This window comes from Pseudomonas sp. TE3552, assembly GCF_056278945.1.
Genome location: NZ_JBWBQJ010000001.1, coordinates 2,878,717 through 2,896,573 on the forward strand (window position 1 = coordinate 2,878,717; position 17,857 = coordinate 2,896,573).

Annotated in this window: 14 protein-coding genes and 4 pseudogenes; 14 read left to right on the forward strand and 4 right to left on the reverse strand. The window is 54.6% G+C overall.

What is annotated here, in order from left to right:
- The first annotated feature begins 72 nt into the window (after positions 1-72).
- The 8 genes and pseudogenes from ACZ9BB_RS12715 (at position 73) to ACZ9BB_RS12750 (ending at position 8,538) form a co-directional block, all read left to right on the forward strand.
- Positions 73-976: pseudogene (locus ACZ9BB_RS12715) on the forward strand (LysR family transcriptional regulator).
- A gap of 241 nt (positions 977-1,217) precedes the next feature.
- Positions 1,218-1,553, forward strand: coding sequence for a c-type cytochrome (locus tag ACZ9BB_RS12720; protein ID WP_476214082.1), 336 nt, complete (start codon positions 1,218-1,220; stop codon positions 1,551-1,553).
- Positions 1,554-2,091: 538 nt separating this feature from the next.
- Positions 2,092-3,276, forward strand: coding sequence for a PAS domain-containing sensor histidine kinase (locus tag ACZ9BB_RS12725; RefSeq protein WP_476214083.1), 1,185 nt, complete (start codon positions 2,092-2,094; stop codon positions 3,274-3,276).
- Positions 3,277-3,783: 507 nt separating this feature from the next.
- Positions 3,784-5,184, forward strand: a complete 1,401-nt coding sequence (gabP, locus tag ACZ9BB_RS12730) for a GABA permease (protein ID WP_476214084.1) — start codon at positions 3,784-3,786, stop codon at positions 5,182-5,184.
- 78 nt (positions 5,185-5,262) lie between these two features.
- Positions 5,263-5,430: pseudogene (locus tag ACZ9BB_RS12735) on the forward strand (GlxA family transcriptional regulator); the annotation flags it as partial.
- 185 nt (positions 5,431-5,615) lie between these two features.
- The gene (locus tag ACZ9BB_RS12740) at positions 5,616-6,737 is read left to right on the forward strand and encodes a Re/Si-specific NAD(P)(+) transhydrogenase subunit alpha (protein WP_476214085.1); all 1,122 of its coding nucleotides are present in this window, start codon (positions 5,616-5,618) and stop codon (positions 6,735-6,737) included.
- An 11-nt stretch (positions 6,738-6,748) separates the two neighbouring features.
- Positions 6,749-7,105, forward strand: coding sequence for an NAD(P) transhydrogenase subunit alpha part 2 (locus ACZ9BB_RS12745; protein ID WP_476214086.1), 357 nt, complete (start codon positions 6,749-6,751; stop codon positions 7,103-7,105).
- Positions 7,102-8,538 carry an NAD(P)(+) transhydrogenase (Re/Si-specific) subunit beta gene (locus ACZ9BB_RS12750; protein WP_476214087.1) on the forward strand — a complete coding sequence of 479 codons (1,437 nt, stop codon included), beginning with the start codon at positions 7,102-7,104 and terminating at the stop codon, positions 8,536-8,538. Before ACZ9BB_RS12745 ends, ACZ9BB_RS12750 begins: the two co-directional genes overlap by 4 nt.
- Before the next feature lie 94 nt (positions 8,539-8,632).
- On the opposite strand, the gene ACZ9BB_RS12755 is transcribed toward ACZ9BB_RS12750, so the two are convergent.
- Complete coding sequence (locus ACZ9BB_RS12755) at positions 8,633-9,589, reverse strand: AraC family transcriptional regulator (RefSeq protein ID WP_476214088.1); 957 nt, start codon at positions 9,587-9,589, stop codon at positions 8,633-8,635.
- Positions 9,590-9,788: 199 nt separating this feature from the next.
- On the opposite strand from ACZ9BB_RS12755, the gene ACZ9BB_RS12760 reads away from it, so the two are divergent.
- From ACZ9BB_RS12760 to ACZ9BB_RS12775, 4 genes and pseudogenes are all read left to right on the forward strand, one after another.
- Positions 9,789-10,742 carry a diiron oxygenase gene (locus ACZ9BB_RS12760; RefSeq protein ID WP_476214089.1) on the forward strand — a complete coding sequence of 318 codons (954 nt, stop codon included), beginning with the start codon at positions 9,789-9,791 and terminating at the stop codon, positions 10,740-10,742.
- Positions 10,743-10,823: 81 nt separating this feature from the next.
- On the forward strand, positions 10,824-11,246 hold the full coding sequence (locus ACZ9BB_RS12765) for an MAPEG family protein (RefSeq protein ID WP_476214090.1): 423 nt from the start codon (positions 10,824-10,826) through the stop codon (positions 11,244-11,246).
- A 247-nt stretch (positions 11,247-11,493) separates the two neighbouring features.
- Entirely contained in the window at positions 11,494-12,939 is a 1,446-nt protein-coding gene (locus tag ACZ9BB_RS12770) for a hypothetical protein (protein ID WP_476214091.1), read from the forward strand.
- Positions 12,940-13,041: 102 nt separating this feature from the next.
- A pseudogene (locus ACZ9BB_RS12775) lies at positions 13,042-13,131 on the forward strand (integrase); the annotation flags it as partial.
- 774 nt (positions 13,132-13,905) lie between these two features.
- Here ACZ9BB_RS12775 and ACZ9BB_RS12780 read toward each other — a convergent pair.
- Positions 13,906-14,628, reverse strand: a complete 723-nt coding sequence (locus tag ACZ9BB_RS12780; RefSeq protein WP_476214092.1) for a tetratricopeptide repeat protein — start codon at positions 14,626-14,628, stop codon at positions 13,906-13,908.
- Positions 14,629-14,856: 228 nt separating this feature from the next.
- On the opposite strand from ACZ9BB_RS12780, the gene ACZ9BB_RS12785 reads away from it, so the two are divergent.
- Positions 14,857-15,018, forward strand: a complete 162-nt coding sequence (locus ACZ9BB_RS12785) for a DUF2986 domain-containing protein (protein ID WP_476214093.1) — start codon at positions 14,857-14,859, stop codon at positions 15,016-15,018.
- Positions 15,019-15,387: 369 nt separating this feature from the next.
- Here the strand turns inward: ACZ9BB_RS12785 and ACZ9BB_RS12790 are convergent, their stop codons facing one another.
- Positions 15,388-16,284 (reverse strand): LysR family transcriptional regulator, encoded by an 897-nt coding sequence (locus ACZ9BB_RS12790; protein ID WP_429580949.1) that lies wholly within the window; start codon positions 16,282-16,284, stop codon positions 15,388-15,390.
- A gap of 100 nt (positions 16,285-16,384) precedes the next feature.
- Here ACZ9BB_RS12790 and ACZ9BB_RS12795 point away from each other — a divergent pair, with 100 nt between their 5' ends.
- The gene (locus ACZ9BB_RS12795; protein WP_476214094.1) at positions 16,385-17,047 is read left to right on the forward strand and encodes an NADPH-dependent F420 reductase; all 663 of its coding nucleotides are present in this window, start codon (positions 16,385-16,387) and stop codon (positions 17,045-17,047) included.
- A gap of 105 nt (positions 17,048-17,152) precedes the next feature.
- On the opposite strand, the pseudogene ACZ9BB_RS12800 reads toward ACZ9BB_RS12795, so the two are convergent.
- Positions 17,153-17,773: pseudogene (locus tag ACZ9BB_RS12800) on the reverse strand (tyrosine-type recombinase/integrase).
- Positions 17,774-17,857: the final 84 nt, after the last annotated feature.

A 17,857-nucleotide genomic window follows, 5' to 3' on the forward strand; every position in this document is an offset into this window, starting at 1 on the left:
TCGTCATTAATGATCTCGTGATCAAAATTCATGATGAACGTGATACGGGCTCTGAAAATCCGGAGTATTCAAATGGAAATCAAGCACTTGAGAGCATTTGTGACCTTGGCTCAGGAGCTTCACTTCGGTCGAGCCGCGCAGCAACTGTCGATCGTTCAACCGGCGCTGAGCATGCAGATAAAGCTACTCGAGGAAGAACTGGGGGTGCGCCTGTTCGAGCGCAATCGGCACTCAGTCGCTTTGACCGAAGTGGGACTGATTTTCCTACCAGAGGCGCGCGCGACCTTGCATCAAGCGGCCCACGCGGCGGACGTGGCCAGAGCGTCAGGGCGCGGTGAAATAGGTCGCGTGCGTTTGGGTTTCGTCTCCTCGGTATTACCCGAACTGCTGCCCACCTTGATCCGCTCGCTGCATCAGCGATTCCCGCGAATTGAACTGGAACTCAAGGACATGCCGGGCCCGGATCAGACCGCGGCGCTGAAAAATGGCCAGCTCGAATTCGGCCTGATGCGTTTGCCGACCGTGGCCCCGGGAATCCAAACCCTGGAAGTGTTGCGGGAGACCTTCATAGTGGCATTGCACGTCGATCATCCTCTGGCAGCGTGCGGCACGCTGCACCCCACAGCGCTGGTAAACGTACCCGTTTTCGTCCTCGGCAGACGCTATGCCCCCGGATTTTACGATGGCCTGATGCAGGCCGTGAGCGGCCATGGCGCGCAGCTGGAAATCGCATCGGAACTGGGCGAATTCACCACTATGCTCGCGCTGGTTTCCGCCGGGTCTCGGCGTCGGGTTACTGCCCGCTCGTGCCGGGCGTGCGCTGCCAGCCAATGTCATTTCCAAACCCCTTGAATTGGGGAATTACCGAGCAACCACTGGCCTTGCCTGGGTTGATTTGAACAGTCCAGTGAAGAGCACTGTATTCAATCTGGTGAACGAACTGCTGGCTGACCCCGTTGCCGAGAACTTTCGATAGGAGAGGATCAGCCGTGGTGAGCCTGGGCTTTCACGCTTATGTTTAGAAAATGCATTGAGCTCGCCGCAGTTCTGTCTAGAGTGAACAAGACACGGAGAGCCCTATGGAGCAGCGCAAACACGGCCCAGCGTCGGGATTCGCTACCTGAAGTCCTCTCGCCCATCGTCATTCGCCTCCTGCTACGCTCTCACTTAGCGCCCCTAAGCAGCTCACGTCATCGTCGGGTCGCCAGGAGCCTAAAATGAAATGCGCATTTCTGACGTTCATAGCCCTACTCACCTGCTCATCGGCAATGGCATCACCGCCAGATGGAGAAAAACTTTTTCAAGATAACTGCATTGTTTGTCACGGACCTCGAGGCACGGGAGGATCGGCACCTAAGCTGGCCGGAGATGCCAGTGAGTGGAAATCAAAAGTATTTGAGCGAGCCGTGCTTAGCGGTATCGACGACCATGGAAAGCCTCTGAAGGCGCCAATGCCGCATTGGGCTAGCGATAGCTTCAAATCTGACAACGGTGTAAAGCCAAGCAAACTTGAAATTGATGCAATTCAGAAATACCTGCATCAGCAAAAGTAGTGTGTTTGCTTCGACCGAATGCTTTCGTTTCGGCGACATGCTTTTCACGCAGTGCTCACAGAATGGAGCGCAGATTACCCCTGCTCCTTTGAAGAATTCCCATTTGGCCGCCCGCATGCGGGTCATTTTTTTGGCTGCTACGCTTTCCTAATTCACAGGAGAAGTGGCCATGCCTGACGTCTATGTTTCGCATCTTCGGCAGCTTCATCGACGCTGAGCAGAAAGAGTGGTTGGCATCCCACAAACCTGAACGCGCCAAAGGCATCCAGTAGTACGGATGGAGTTGGCGGCCAGATCCAGGCTGCGGGCCATCGTAAAAAGTCATTTAGCACTGTTAGCACTGGCGGCTACGTTAGGTCGGGAGGCTACCTGCCGCCCTTCGTGACTGGGAGCAATCGGCCATAAACGGTCATTCATAGCGGGTGAAGCCCCCCGAATGTCGAGGCCAATCACTACGAAAAGGGTAAATTTTCAGGGTCCTTGCGCGAGTGGTGTCTATAATTTTCCAGATATCGGCCCCACTGGTCAGTGAATACAAATGCCCGCAGATGACGACTCGCTGCCCGGTTCTGAAATTCTCTTCGACGAAGCTGATTGTGGCTTACTGCTTACCGCAGAAAATGGCCAGATCGCACAGGTCAACCTCACCTTCTGCCGCTGGATTGGCTATCGCAGGACAGAGCTGCTCGGTCGTCACATCCAAGACCTGATGAGCCTTGAAGGGAGGACGTTTCATCGGATGTACTGGACGCCCCTTATGCAAATCCAGGGCGTGATCGCTGATGTCAAGTTCGATCTCGTTCACTACAACGGACATTCAATTCCGATGATGCTCAGCGCCATCCGCTGTGAGAACTCTGCTGGCATATTTCATGAAATGACGCTGTTCAAAGTCGAAGATCGGCAAAGGTACGAGCGCGAGCTACTCAATGCCCGAATGCTTGCCGAAAGACATTTGGCAAAACACCTCAAGGATCAGCGGGTAATGGATATTACCCAAGACAAACTGCGCATTACTTACGCCGCGGCTGAAGACAGGGCCCTGTTCGCCGAGCAACTTATCGGGATTGTCAGTCATGACCTGCGCAACCCTTTGTCGGCGATAAAAATGGCAACGGAACTGCTGGGCCGCAGGGAGATGGATGCTAAACAAGCACAAATACTTGGCCACATCGCCCACTCGGCAGAGCGCGCACAGCGTCTGGTGGCCGATCTGCTGGATTTCACCTTGACGCAGGTCGGGCGAGGTATCGCGGTCCTGCCCAAACCAGTTGATCTACACGAACTGGTCGCCGACTGCCTGGACGAGCTGGGTCTGGCTTTCCCCGGGCATGAGTTGATCCACCTGCGTTATGGACAAGGTGACTTTACTGCCGACAGTGATCGGCTGTATCAGCTCATCGGCAACCTGGTCGCCAATGCAGTAGCCTACGGTGCTGCCGATAGCGAAGTCACCGTTTCTTCGAGCTTCGAAGAGCAAGCTGTCATTATTACAGTGCACAACCTTGGCACACCCATACCACTGGAGTTGCTCAAGGACCTGTTCGAACCGATGATCCGTGGCAGTCATGACAATGCTGAACTTAGAAGTGTCGGGCTGGGCCTGTTCATTGTTCGTGAGATCGCAAGGGCGCACTACGGCGAAGTGGCTGTAACGTCTTCTCTAACGAGCGGAACGACATTCACTGCAACCTTTCCTCGCGCCTTAATTAGCTTGGATTGACCCTCACTCAGTCCCATCGCCCCTCCATTCCTAGCTGACGATAGCCTGGCGTGACTGGCCGCTGTGGGCTGTGGATTCAACCGGTCGCGACAGGCAGCAATCATCCAATCCGCTCTTCCCAGAGAGATCTCGCGGCCCTTGTCCCGAAACCTTCTCGCCCGCTTAAACCTTCCAAGTGATCCCCATCCGTTGCTGCTGTAGCAGAATCCACAAAAAACAAAATGATTGCACTTTGCCATTTCGTGACCGATTGGTTTTCGCTGTGAACGCTAAATTGGCACGTGTCGATATCAGGCAAGGAGGCGGCGTGGACAGGTAACTGAATTGTCGAACAAGCCGGGTAAGGTGGCGCCTTCTTTTCATAGAAATAACCACATCGCGACGATGGGTTTGATAAGAACTGCAGCGTTTGAAGGGTGCCACTTTTAGGAAGCGGCAGCAGGAAACGATGATGATCCGTTGCCCCCATCAATTCGCTTAAATGTCGATCAGCAGAGAAAAAAACCAATGATTAGCCCTAACTCCAAGGATTCGAGTGGCCAATTGGCGCAGGGCTTCAAGCCTCGTCACGTAACAATGCTGTCTATCGCCGGGATTATCGGCGCAGGTTTATTCGTTGGCTCAGGACATGCCATTGCAGCTGCTGGTCCAGCAGTCCTACTGGCGTACCTATTCTCAGGCCTGCTCGTCGTTCTGGTCATGCGTATGCTCGGTGAAATGGCGGTGGCCAATCCGGACACTGGCTCGTTCTCCACCTATGCCGACCAGGCAATAGGTCGTTGGGCAGGCTTCACCATCGGTTGGCTGTACTGGTGGTTCTGGGTACTGGTGATTCCTATTGAAGCACTGGCCGCCGGCCACGTGTTAAACCAGTGGTTCCCCCAGATTGATGCCTGGCTGTTCGCCCTGGTGTCGATCATTGTGTTGGTGATCACCAATCTGTTCAGTGTCTCCAAGTACGGCGAATTCGAATTCTGGTTCGCCATGGCCAAGGTGGTGGCGATCATCGGTTTCATCGGCGTGGGTTTTGCCGTGTTGATGGGCTGGGTGCCTGAACGGGAGGTCAGCGGCTTGAGCGGCCTGATGGCCGAACACGGCGGGTTCGCCCCCAACGGCCTGTCGGCGGTGGTGGGCGCCTTCATCACCATCATGTTCAGCTTCATCGGGACCGAGGCAGTGACCATCGCCGCCGCCGAATCCGACAATCCCTCGCAGAACATTGCCAAAGCCACGCGTTCGGTGATTTGGCGCATCGGCGTGTTCTACCTGTTGTCGATTTTCGTGGTCATCTCCGTGGTGCCCTGGAACGATCCACTGCTCGCCCAGGTAGGCTCCTACCAGCGGGCACTGGAAATCATGAACATTCCCCACGCCAAGTTCATGGTGGACGTGGTAGTGCTGATCGCCGTGGCCAGTTGCATGAACTCCTCGATCTACATTGCTTCGCGCATGCTGTACTCGCTGGGCCGTCGTGGCGATGCGCCGAAGGCGCTGAAGGCGACCTCCTCCGAAGGCGTGCCGCGGGCAGCAGTCATCGCCAGCACCGTGCTGGGCGCGGCGATCACCGTGTGGAGCTACTTCATGCCCGCCGGGCTGTTTGACTTCCTGCTGGCCAGCTCCGGCGCGATTGCCTTGCTGGTGTACCTGGCCATTGCGGTGTCGCAGTTGCGCATGCGCCGGATGTTGCGTCGGCAGAACGTTGAGCTGACCTTTCGCATGTGGCTGTTTCCATGGCTGACGTGGCTGGTGATTGCGTTCATTTGCGCAGCGCTGGCAGTCATGATGATCACCCCAGAGCACCGTACTGAAGTCAGCACAACCATTGGACTGGCGCTGGCGATTTCCTTTATCGGCCTTGTGACGTCGCGTCACCCTGCGCAGGCTGCGAGGGTGACGTCAGTGGGATAAAACCAAAGAGGTATTTGCGCCAAACCTAATACTCCCTACGCCAAGGGGTCTCAGGCCGTAATCGCTCTTTGTGAGGACATGACCACGATGTCATCGAACTCCACCTTGTCCGACGGTACGACTCAATCCGTTGGTTTTCTGCTGTTGGATAAATTCACACTTATTTCCCTGGCGTCCGCAGTAGAGCCACTGCGCATGGCCAATCAGTTGTCGGGGCGAGAGCTGTATCGCTGGCATACGTTCAGCCCCGCAGCAGTCATCAACTAAACAACTGACAGCGCTAGACCAGGCACGAAACGAATCGACTTTTGCCAGTGTTCGGATGGTTGATCGTTCTGACTTGGCGGCATCGTGCTGATCGGCCGTCCCTGCCGTCCCCATTTATCTGTAGTGCATGGGTTTACTCAATAAGATCACGCAGGAGATTTGACGTGCACATTGGTGTTCCTCTCGAAACCCAGACCGGTGAAACACGGGTTGCTGCAACCCCGGAAACCATCAAGAAGCTGATCGCCCAGGGTCATAAGGTCACTGTACAAAGCGGCGCCGGCGTTAACGCCAGCGTTGTCGACAGTGCCTATGAAGCGGCAGGCGCAACCATTGGCAGCGCCAATGACGCGTTTGGTGCAGAGCTGATTTTGAAGGTGGTCGCCCCCAGCGACAGCGAGCTGGCGCTGATTAAAAGCGGCACCGTTGTAGTGGGGATGCTCAACCCGTTCAGCAACGACACCATCGCCAAGCTGGCCGAGTGCGGGATTACCGCCTTTGCCCTGGAGGCTGCGCCTCGCACCTCCCGCGCCCAGAGCCTGGATGTGCTGTCCTCCCAAGCGAACATTGCCGGTTATAAATCCGTGCTGCTGGCCGCTCACTACTATCCACGTTTCATGCCGATGCTGATGACCGCCGCGGGTACCGTGAAAGCAGCCCGCGTGCTGATCCTCGGTGCCGGTGTGGCCGGTTTGCAGGCCATCGCTACGGCGAAACGTCTGGGTGCGGTGATCGAAGCGTCTGACGTGCGTCCTGCGGTAAAAGAGCAGATCGAATCCCTCGGCGCCAAGTTCGTCGACGTGCCTTACGAGACCGATGAAGAGCGTGAATGCGCCGTCGGTGTCGGCGGTTACGCCCGACCGATGCCGGCCAGCTGGATGCAGCGCCAGGCCGCGGCCGTGCATGAACGCGCCAAGCAGGCTGACATCGTTATCACCACCGCGCTGATCCCCGGCCGCAAGGCACCGACGCTGTTGAGCGCGGAAACCGTGGCCCAGATGAAACCGGGTTCGGTGGTCATTGACCTCGCGGCAGCCCAGGGCGGCAACTGCCCGCTGACCGTGGCCGATCAGGTGGTTGTCGAGAATGGCGTGACCATCGTCGGCCCGACCAACCTGGCCAGCGCCGTGGCGGCTGACGCTTCGGCGCTGTACGCACGCAACCTGCTGGACTTCATGAAACTGATCTTCACCAAAGAAGGCCAGTTCGAGATCAACCTTGAAGACGATATCGTCGCCGCGTGCCTGATGTGCCGCGACGGCCAGATCGTGCGCAAGAACGGCTGAGGATAAAAACAATGGAAGACATGCTGATCTCTCACGGTATCTACAACCTGATCATCTTCGTGCTGGCGATTTATGTCGGTTACCACGTGGTCTGGAACGTCACACCTGCACTGCACACGCCGTTGATGGCGGTGACCAACGCCATCTCGGCGATCGTGATCGTCGGCGCCATGCTCGCCGCCGCCCTCACCGTGACCCCGCTGGGCAAGACCATGGGCACCCTGGCGGTGGCCCTGGCGGCCGTTAACGTGTTCGGTGGCTTCCTGGTGACCCGGCGCATGCTGGAAATGTTCAAGAAAAAAGCGGCTCCGGTAAAAGCTCCGGCAGCCAAAGCCGCAGCAGCCAAGGCTGAGGTGCAGCAAGCATGAGCATGAACCTGGTTACTTCCCTGTATTTGATCGCCTCGGTCTGCTTCATCCAGGCGCTCAAGGGCCTTTCGCATCCCACCACGTCGCGGCGCGGCAATGTCTACGGCATGCTCGGCATGGGCTTGGCGATCCTCACCACGGTCGGCCTGATCTACAAGTTGGGCTCCGAACTGGCGCAGGACGGTATCGTCTACGTGATCGTCGGCCTGCTGATCGGCGGCACTGCCGGTTCGATCATGGCCAAACGCGTTGAAATGACCAAAATGCCGGAACTGGTCGCCTTCATGCACAGCATGATCGGTATGGCCGCGGTGTTCATTGCGATCGCGGCTGTCGTTGAGCCGCAATCGCTGGGTATCGTCAAACAACTGGGCGATTCGATTCCTGCCGGTAATCGCCTGGAACTGTTCCTCGGCGCGGCCATCGGTGCAATCACCTTCTCCGGCTCGGTGATCGCCTTCGGCAAGCTGTCGGGCAAGTACAAGTTCCGTTTGTTCCAGGGTGCACCCGTACAGTTCAGCGGCCAACATAAGCTGAACCTGGTGCTGGGTCTGGCGACGCTGGCGCTGGGCATCACCTACATGTTGACTGGCAACTTCAGCGCATTCGTCCTGATGCTGGCGCTGGCGTTCGTGATGGGCGTGCTGATCATCATCCCGATCGGCGGCGCCGACATGCCGGTGGTGGTGTCGATGCTCAACAGTTACTCCGGCTGGGCTGCGGCAGGTATCGGCTTCTCGCTAAACAACTCGATGCTGATCATTGCCGGCTCCCTGGTGGGCTCAAGCGGTGCGATCCTCTCGTACATTATGTGCAAGGCGATGAACCGTTCGTTCTTCAACGTGTTGCTCGGTGGCTTCGGCAATACGGCAGATGCCGCTGGCCCGGCAGGCTCGAAAGAAGCCCGTCCGGTGAAATCCGGTTCGGCTGACGACGCGACCTTCCTGCTGACCAACGCCGACACCGTGATCATCGTGCCGGGCTACGGTTTGGCAGTGGCCCGCGCGCAACACGCATTGAAAGAGCTGACCGAGAAGCTGACTCACCGCGGCGTGACCGTGAAGTATGCGATTCACCCGGTTGCCGGTCGTATGCCCGGCCACATGAACGTGTTGCTGGCCGAGGCCGAAGTGCCTTACGACCAGGTGTTCGAGATGGACGACATCAACTCCGAGTTCGGCCAGGCCGATGTGGTGCTGGTGCTCGGTGCCAACGACGTGGTCAACCCGGCGGCCAAGAACGATCCGAAATCGCCGATTGCCGGCATGCCAATTCTCGAAGCGTTCAAGGCCAAGACCATCATCGTCAACAAGCGCTCGATGGCCAGCGGCTATGCCGGCCTGGACAACGAACTGTTCTACCTGGACAAAACCATGATGGTGTTCGGCGACGCCAAGAAGGTCATCGAGGACATGGTTAAAGCCGTCGAGTAAGTCCTGCCTCAACGCAACACTAAAATGAAGCGCCCTTCCCTATCCTGCGAACGTTACGCTTTCGCAGGATAGGGTGAAAATAGACCGGACCTTCTCACGCTGATTGTCTGCGCCAAGTGCCGGGGGATGTGCCGAACTGGCGTTTGAATGCGCGACTGAACGCGGCTTCGGATTCGTAGCCAACGGCAAAGCCGATTTGCGCCACATTACTGCGACCTTCGCGCAGGTGTTGAGCCGCCACGTGCATACGCCAGAGCGTCAAGTATTGCATTGGTGGCTGTCCGACCAACGCCGTGAATCGCTCCGCGAATACCGAGCGCGACATGCCCACTTCAAGAGCCAGGGCTTCTGCAGTCCAGCCCTCGGTTGGGCGAGCATGGAGCAGCGCCAGTGCGCGCCCGATATGCGGATCTCGCAAACCCGCCAGCCACCCGCGCCGCTCAGCGGGGAGGCTCGCGACATACTGGCTGACGGCTTCGACGAACAGCAATTCGGACAGCTTGGCGATGACCGTTGTCGAGCCGAGGCGCCCCGCCGCAATCTCACTGACAGCGAAACGGAATGAGCTCTCAATCCAGGCTCCCGAAGCCGTCGCGCGTAAATCTAATTTCAATAAGGATGGCAGCGACGAAAGCAACGGACTGAAGGGTGTTTCAGAGCCGAGGAATCCGCACAATAGTTGCGTGACCTCGCCGCCCCCGCCGTACTTGATTCGTGAAACAGCGCCGACTTCTGGCGGCCGAATAACTTCGCCCGCCGGCATGGGCGCAATGCTCAGGTCGCTGCCAAAAGAATGAGGGTCATTGTGCGGAAGCAAAACGAGTTCACCTGCCCGCACGTCGATGGTGGCACCACCATCGATTCGTAATTGCATGTGCCCCGCGGCTACAAAATGCGACGCAATGATATGTCGAGGTGCCGCCAGGAACGGTTTGCAATCGTCCGCAGAGATTCTTCCCTTGATGCACCAGGGCGCAGTGAATTCCGACTCGAGGAAGACCCCTCCAGACAGCCGAATCACACGCAACACATCAGAAAACGCATCCAACAATTGCCAGCCCTCCGTTCCGGAGTCCGGAGCATGTAATCAGGCGACCTGGTCATTCATCGCCTGAACTGCGAGGCCTAGATTAGCACCAACGCGGACTCAGTGATCGAGACTATCCCCAGATGCTTCACCGCTGGTCATGGGCTCCGACGTTAACCGTAATTGCACCATTCCAACTCGACCAGGCAAGCAGGAGATCGATATGAACACCGTTGCTACCATGCCCAGCTCAGATTCGGACAACGCCGCCCGTTATGCTCAACTTGTCAGATCATCGAAGAAAGCTGAATGGCAGATCGATCGTGATTTGCTACAGGACCGGAGCTTCGACTTCTCGCGCAAATTCTTGCCCGACGGACTATCGCGGATCGACCGCCTGACCTTTCTCGCCGCGGACGAGGCGCGTCTGCTCAGTCAGATTCAGGGCCGAACCTATGCGTATATCTTTGGCTTGGTCGAGCGTTTTATCAGCGCCAAAATGCTCGATCAAGGTCGGGCTCATGTATTTGACGATCAGCTCGCACTCGAAGCGCTGGTGCGCTTTTCTAACGATGAGATCAAGCACCAGGAGCTGTTCCGGCGCATGGAGACAATGATTAGTTCGCAATTGCCAGCGGGATATCGCCAAGTTGCCGATCCAAACGATGTGGCGCGCTCGGTACTTGCGGCCAGCACTTGGTCGGTGCTGGCGCTGACCTGTCATATCGAGCTGTTTGTTCAGGCGCACTACACGCAAAGCATCGCCCCCCGTGAGGAGTTGTGCCCACTATTCAAGGATGTTTTCAAATTTCACTGGAAGGATGAAAGCCGACACGTCGTACTCGATGAACTGGAGTGGAAGGCAGAACACGCGAAACTCTCGCCAGCCGAGCGCGACCAGGCAGTGAACGATCTGATTGCGCTGGTGGCAGCCGTCGATGGAATCCTGCTGGCACAATCGGCATCCGATGCCGACTACTTTATTCGCAATGTTCCACGATCATTCAGTGTCGATGAGACAGCGCAAATCAAAGCCTGCGTGCTGAGCGCTTACCGCTGGCAATACATTATCTCAGGCGTGCAGCATCCACACTTTGGCCGGTTGCTTACGCACATGACAACACCCGCACAGATGTCCACGATTCAGACCGCACTGGCGCCAATCATGAGCAATTGATCGACAGGGGGCGGCCGACCGTGCGTCGGCCGCGCGGCTGTGGGATGACGTGTTGAAAACGATTTATCGAGGCTGGCAGCCATGACAATACCGATGTGGATGTTGCTTGGATTTGCGACCTGGACTTTGCTGCTGTTGATGGCAACCGTCGGGGTGTATCGCTGGGTCAGAATCTTGTTCTCGAATGTTCCGATTGGCTCTTTCCGATGCGATCAGCTCGAAGGCGAGGATTGGTATCGGCGTGGGATAAGAGCACACGCGAACTGTGTGGAAAATCTGCCTGTCTTTGGCGCCATCGTGTTGGTGATTTCAGCCCTGGGTGTCGACGACCCTGCAGCGAGCTACTTGTCCGTCATCGTCCTGATCGCTCGCGTGTGCCAGTCTCTGGTTCACGTATCCCATGTGCAAACCAATACGTTGGTGGCGGTTCGGTTTACTTTCTTTTTCGTTCAGTTGGTCTGTTTTCTAGCGCTCATTGTTATAGCTGCTTGTTACGGCGTATGAATCTCTTATATAGAGGGATGAATCCAGATTTTTTCCTGCAAATCAACATTTCGCTCGGACGCGGCCTGGCGATTCAGGGGCGTGAAATATAGGCCCATGATTTATATGGAATTTTAAAAAAAAATGTAATGGGCAGCGCAGAGCTATCTAGAGACCACTATTATTTCGTTATCGCCGAATTCGATCTAATCACTGTTATACGTCAGCGATACAGCACGCCCTTAATCAATAATCATAGGAGAGTAACATGTCGATAAAAAAAAGAACTGCCTTACTCGTGCTGGCTTTTAGCTTTTTCGTAGTTACGAGTTGTGCCGACATAAGAAATTATTCAGAAATCTCAAGCGAAAGAAACAAGAGCATTGTTCCTGACATTGACTATTATGACCTTGCATACAATGTAGATATTATTGTGCTCCCCGCAGAAATAAAAAACAAAGAAAACGTAGATATAGACAATAATTTTTCAGGCGAATTACAAATTTCAAACTGGGGGAATGCTATCAAGAATGCGACCCAGAAAGAAATTCATAACAGTGATCGTTTTATCGAATTTGGAAATCACAGTGGTCGCATTGAAATAAGCGCAGAAGTATCTTCTGTATCTATAAGCAACGCTTGGGGTGGAATTCGATCGAAGTGCAACGTTGTTTACACATATAAAGATTTAGTGGCAGGAAAAATACTCTCCAAGCATGAAAGTGCCATTGAAGTAATGGCGCTACCCCCTGCCATACCAAAATCCAGTAATAGCTTTTTTTACAGCTTTGATCAACTTACATATGCTATTGCTCGCGAGGCGATTATTGGTCTCATTCGGCTGCCGCCTATTGCTGACATTCAGCTAACACAGAGGCAAGTGAAGTTTTACAATTCGAATATTAAAAGAAGGCCCAGCCCAATTATTAGCTATGTTCCAATTGACAATCTTATTAGCAAAAATAAAAAAGAACTAAACTCTGCTTTTTCAACGGCTAAGAAAATTCAAAAAAATAGTAATAAATCGGCAAAAAAGAACAAATCAAAAGTTATAGTAGACGCCGTCTCTGCTCCCGCTGCCCCACCCCTGAAATCTAACACTGCTAGTGATACATCCACCGCAGACACCGTTAAATCGAGTGAAAACCCTGTCAATCAGAACTCAAGCCAGGCTGCGACTGAAACTAAAAAGAACGACGAACCCAGTTATGACGGCAGTGGATACATAGCCACTCCGGGGCACTATCAACCTCAAAATGAGGTAGAGGCAGAGCAAGAAAGAGCAATGGACACATGGATTAAAGAGGAAAAAGCAAAGTTACAGAAAGCGACTGGCGATGCCGCTTCACGTACCGGGTATACAGCCGCACCGGGACTCTATCAACCTCAAAACAAGGTATCAGCAGAGCAAGAAAGAGCAATGGACGAATGGTTGAAAGAGGAAAAAGCAAGGTTACAGGGAGCGACTGGCAATGCCGCTTCACGTACCGGGTATACAGCCGCACCGGGACTCTATCAACCTCAAAACAAGGTATCGGCAGAGCAAGAAAGAGCAATGGATGAATGGTTGAAAGAGGAAAAAGCAAGGTTACAGGGAGCGACTGGCAATGCCGCTTCACGTACCGGGTATACAGCCGCACCGGGACTCTATCAACCTCAAAACAACGTAGAGGCAGAGCAAGAAAGAGCAATGGATGAATGGAAAGGGCAATAAAATAAACTCCGTAGCCAACTCCAAAGAGTGCGGATCGAAAAAGCGACCACCACTCATTGTGACTGATCCAGCCTTGTCCTCCCTCAACGTGGAGGACGAGCCATGAACACTATTGCTACATACAGCCATCTGCCTTGGAACAAGGGTAAGCTTGTCGGGCAGAAAGCCCCGCTCCGAGTCAGAGATATCTGGCTTAACGTTTTTGCGTCCTCCCCTACTGATGCTCTGTCGGCTGGACGGCACATTGTTACCAAAACAGCAACAGACTATTACAAACTATAAGCTAGCTACCTATTAGCATGCTTGGTATATTCAATAATTATTCATAAACCTTTAATCTGGACAATTAATAACTCTAACAAACTAATTACACTATAAGCGCCAGCTATCAAACCTACAAATATATTGCTATAAACCAACAATCTGCCATGCAGTCGCACCAATAAAACTTACGCTTTAAAAATGCACTCCTAAAATTACATTACGAAAGACAAAAATAAGTAATATTTTTACGATTTGTTTTTTGCTACATCCATGAATTTTATAATCAAAACCATGACAAACCTTACAGAGATATCACTTCAACACCCTCAATACTGGAAGTTCGATATAAACAATCGCATCCTGTTCGACGGCGCCAATCAAATACACTTAACAAACATTGAGAGCATCATTGTAAAGAATATGCTCCTCAAGGAGGAGCGCGTCATCAGTAGATCTGAGCTAATTAGTAGTATTGGGAGAGAGCCTGGCCTCTATCGTGGCCTGGAAATGAGTTTGAGCAGGCTACAAATAAAGTTCAAGAAAAGCGCTGGAGGCAGGTATCTCTTTCGCGCAGTCAGAAATCGTGGCTACTGCCTCACTCAAACCATACATATTAATGGGGAGCCATCTCGGGAATTTACGTGAGGCAAGCGGCAATACACCCCTCGCATGGTCATATAGTTGATGATGACACTCAGAAACTCAACCGCGCACCAGGTAGGCTCCAGACGGGACCCGATGGCGCAGCTTCTTGCATCGGCCGGGTGCAGGCTGATGCCCGGGCGGGCGATCTGGAAACCAGATTCGGCACTTACCCGGAGGCGGCCAATGTCCGCGGGGAATCTCAACTCCATCGTACGCGGGCGCTGGCTCGGCGGAAGCCGCTTGCAATTCTCCTTCGGGCATTGCGCGAGCAAAGTTGCCAGCATCGCGCCCAGTATCCGGAGTGGATTGTTCAGCAGCGGCCATTTCTGCTTCGCGGAGCCTTTGGGCCTCCTCTTCAAGCCCCTTCTGTACTGCGACCTGGTCCTCTTTAGCGTTGGGTGAGGTACTCGAAGCCTTGGCCTGCTGCGCAGCCTGGATCAATTGGAAGTTGCGGTTGCGTAACTGTATGTTGCTACCAACCCTCATGTTCGAGCGCACCGCCAACGTTTCAGCCTGCTGGTATTGCCCCTGCTGAAGACGCAATACACCGAGGTAATGCAGCGTCGCAGGATTGCTCGGCTGGATATGCAGGGCACGCTCCAGCGTGGCAGCGGCTTGGTCCAACTGGCCATTTCCATACTGCCGCGAGGCGGTTTCGATCAGGGTGGTTGATGCGCTGTTACTTTGCGAGGGCGCCCTTCGCTCGGCAGCAACCGAACAAAGCGACGCGACGGCGCAGAACGCCAGGATGAGACCCGGCAGAAAATTCTTGGTTGGCATCAGGGGGCGGACTCGGCTGATCTCGGACGGCACTGTCGTAAAACAGGCCACCAGTGCTGCTCGGCATCTGCGATACAGGGCCCCCATTGACCTGGCCAGTACCCTGAAGTTCCCGCTGCAACGGCCGCTGCGGACGGAGTGGAATCCGCAGGTCACCGCAACCGGTATCATTCTTTACCTGAAATTTAAGCTGGTATCATTCAAGCACTGACAAAATGAGCAAAAAACATGAATCGTCGTAAAAAAATAAATCAGTTATTAAAGGCTAACGCCAAAAAGGCCAGCGCCAAATTGGCACCGAAAAGTAAGACTAAATACATTAGTAAAGCTGACCGATTGAAGCTGGCTGCTGAAGCCGGTCAGGACTCAATCATTTCCGCTGATAGCTGATCCACACATTTGATTGGGCTATTCATTCCGACGGCACGTACCGCGAGGAAGCGGCCTGACCATTCATTCAAGCCGAAACCGATTCGCGGCTCTGAATCCGGATTCCCCAGATACATTTAACTGGACGCTTTTGGCCGATTGCTACCCTTCGCAACGGCCAGCTGCGAAATTGCGCTCCGCTTGACCACTCATTTGCATTCGACCTGACCAGTCACTTGCATTCGTTCTGACCAGCGATTGCATCGGATTTGACCAACACGCGTTGTAACCATGATCGGCAGAGAACGGCCAAAAGCAGCCTGTGAATGAAGCAGTAACCTGCGACGATCAATCACAGGTCAATGCGGCTGAGACAACTCAAAAACCTGCTCAAGGAGCACCAAAGCGGGCGAGCGCAGCGTCGATAAAACGTCGCAGTTTAGCGGTTCTCTGACGATTGGCCGTGTAGAGCAAATGCATTTGTCGGCTTGGGGCCTGGTAATCAGCTAATACTCGAACTAACTCGCCGCTGCGCAATGCCGGCTCAAGAAAGTCTTCGGGGCCAAGGACAATCCCGAACCCGTCCAGTGCTGCTGACAGCAATGCTTTGCTCTCGTTGACCTGCAACCGACTGGCGACCTGTACCCGTTCAACCGCGGAACCTTTGCACAATACCCATTCGCGGTCGGCCGGCCGGGACCAATAGGAATAGCCCAGACACTCATGGCTCTTGAGATCACCCGGAATTTGCGGCACTCCACGTTCGGTGAGATAGCTCGGTGCCGCACAGGTTACCAATCGATAAGGCGCCAACGGCCTGGCGGTCAAACTGGACGCAACCAACGGGCCGATCCTGAAAGCCACTTCGTACCCCTCTTCCACCAGATCGACGAAGCGATCGGTCAAATGCAGATCAATTTCGACCTCCGGGTGTTGACGCAAAAACTCCGTCACAAACGGCATGAGGCTATAGGAGCCGAATGTTACGGGCGCGCTGATTTTCAGTTTGCCGCGCGGGGTGTCATTCATGATCTGCGCAAGGGAGTCGGCAGCCTGAGCTTCGCTCAAAATGTGCTTGCAGCGTTCGTAGTAAGCGCTGCCCAACTCAGTCAGGCTCTGGCGTCGGGTGGTACGGTTCAGCAGCCGCGCACCTAGACGTTGCTCAAGCGCGGCAACATGCTTGGCCACCATTTGCGGCGACAGGCCCAATCGCTCGGCGGCGCTGGCATAGGAGCCGGATTCCGCCGCCATCACAAACGCCCCCATGCTCGTCAGGCGATCCATCATTCAACACTCCTGGTAACGAGACTAAGTAGCCGATGATTATTTATCTGCTCCTGGTTGGCAATCATCATAGTTTCTTCTTACTAACCAACGGAGCAAGGACATGCGTATCGGCATTATTGGGGCAGGCTTCATCGGACGTGCAGTGGCGCAATTGGTCATCGCGGCAGGACACGAGGCGATGCTCAGCAATTCACGTGGGCCACGGACCATGAGCAGCGTGCTCAGCGGCATTCCTGGCAGTCAGGTCGGCACTGTCGAGGACGCAGCACAATTTGGCGAAGTTGTACTCGTGGCCATTCCTCTTGAGCATTACCGAAGCGTGCCGGCCAAGTGGCTAGAGGGCAAAACCGTGCTGGATGCCAACAATTACTACCCGGAACGCGACGGTCACATTGCCGCTCTCGACCGATTCGAAACCACCACCAGCCGCCTGCTCGCCGAGCATCTGCCCCGCTCCAGCGTGGTCAAGGTGTTCAATGCAATCCTCGCCCAGGACCTGCTGCTGGACTCGCGCCTGAAAGCGGCGCCCGACCGGCGTGCACTACCAATTGCGGCGGATGACCTGGCGGCGAAAGCGCTGGTGATCACGTTGCTGGATGAGATTGGATTCGACGCGGTAGATGCGGGCAGCCTTGATGAAAGCTGGCGATTCGAACGGGCCAAACCCGCCTACTGCGTACCGCTGGATAAAGAGGGGTTGAAGGTTGCATTGGCTGCGGCCCAGCGGCAGGTCGAATTGCCCGAGGGAACGTGGCGTCGCTGAATACCCACAACCTACTGGATCGAGAGAAGACTTGGAGCTGACTGAGGGCAATGTCAGCTTTGGGTCGGATAGCGACGGTCAAACATCGACCGTCACTATGGATAGTCAGATTTCCGTTTGTTCCGCCATTTCCAGGGCGTCATCGACCTCGATTCCTAGGTATCTGACAGTGTTTTCAAGCTTCGTATGACCAAGTAGGAGTTGAACTGCTCTCAGGTTCTTTGTCCTGCGATAGATCAACGAAGCCTTGGTTCTCCTTAGCGTGTGGGTTCCGTACATAGTTGGATCAAGGCCAATGGTTGTCACCCAAGCTTTCACTATTCGAGCGTATTGCCTGGTGGAAAGATGGTCCGAGGCGTGCAACCGGCTCGGGAACAAGAAGTCCTCGCTGCGCAGACGCGCCTGGTGCATCCAAGCCTCCAGAACTGTTCGGGTTTGCTCAGTGATTTCAAATTGCACCGGGTGATAAGTTTTTTGCTACATCACGATGGCCCGTGACGACACATGCTCCCCATGGGCAATGTCTCGAACTCGCAACTTGGTTAAATCACAGGCACGCAGCTTGCTATCAATGGCTAAGTTGAAAAGCGCCAAATCACGCGTCTTCGCAGCCAGCTGAAGTCTTACGCGGATAGCCCAGATATCTCTAACTCGAAGCGGAGCTTTCTGCCCGACAAGCTTTCCCTTGTTCCAAGGCTGATGGCGGTATCTAGCAATAGTGTTCATGGCTCGTCCTCCACGTTGTTGGGAGAACAAGGGTGGATCAGTCACAATGGCTGGTGGTCGCTATTCGACCCAAAGCGGACTTCC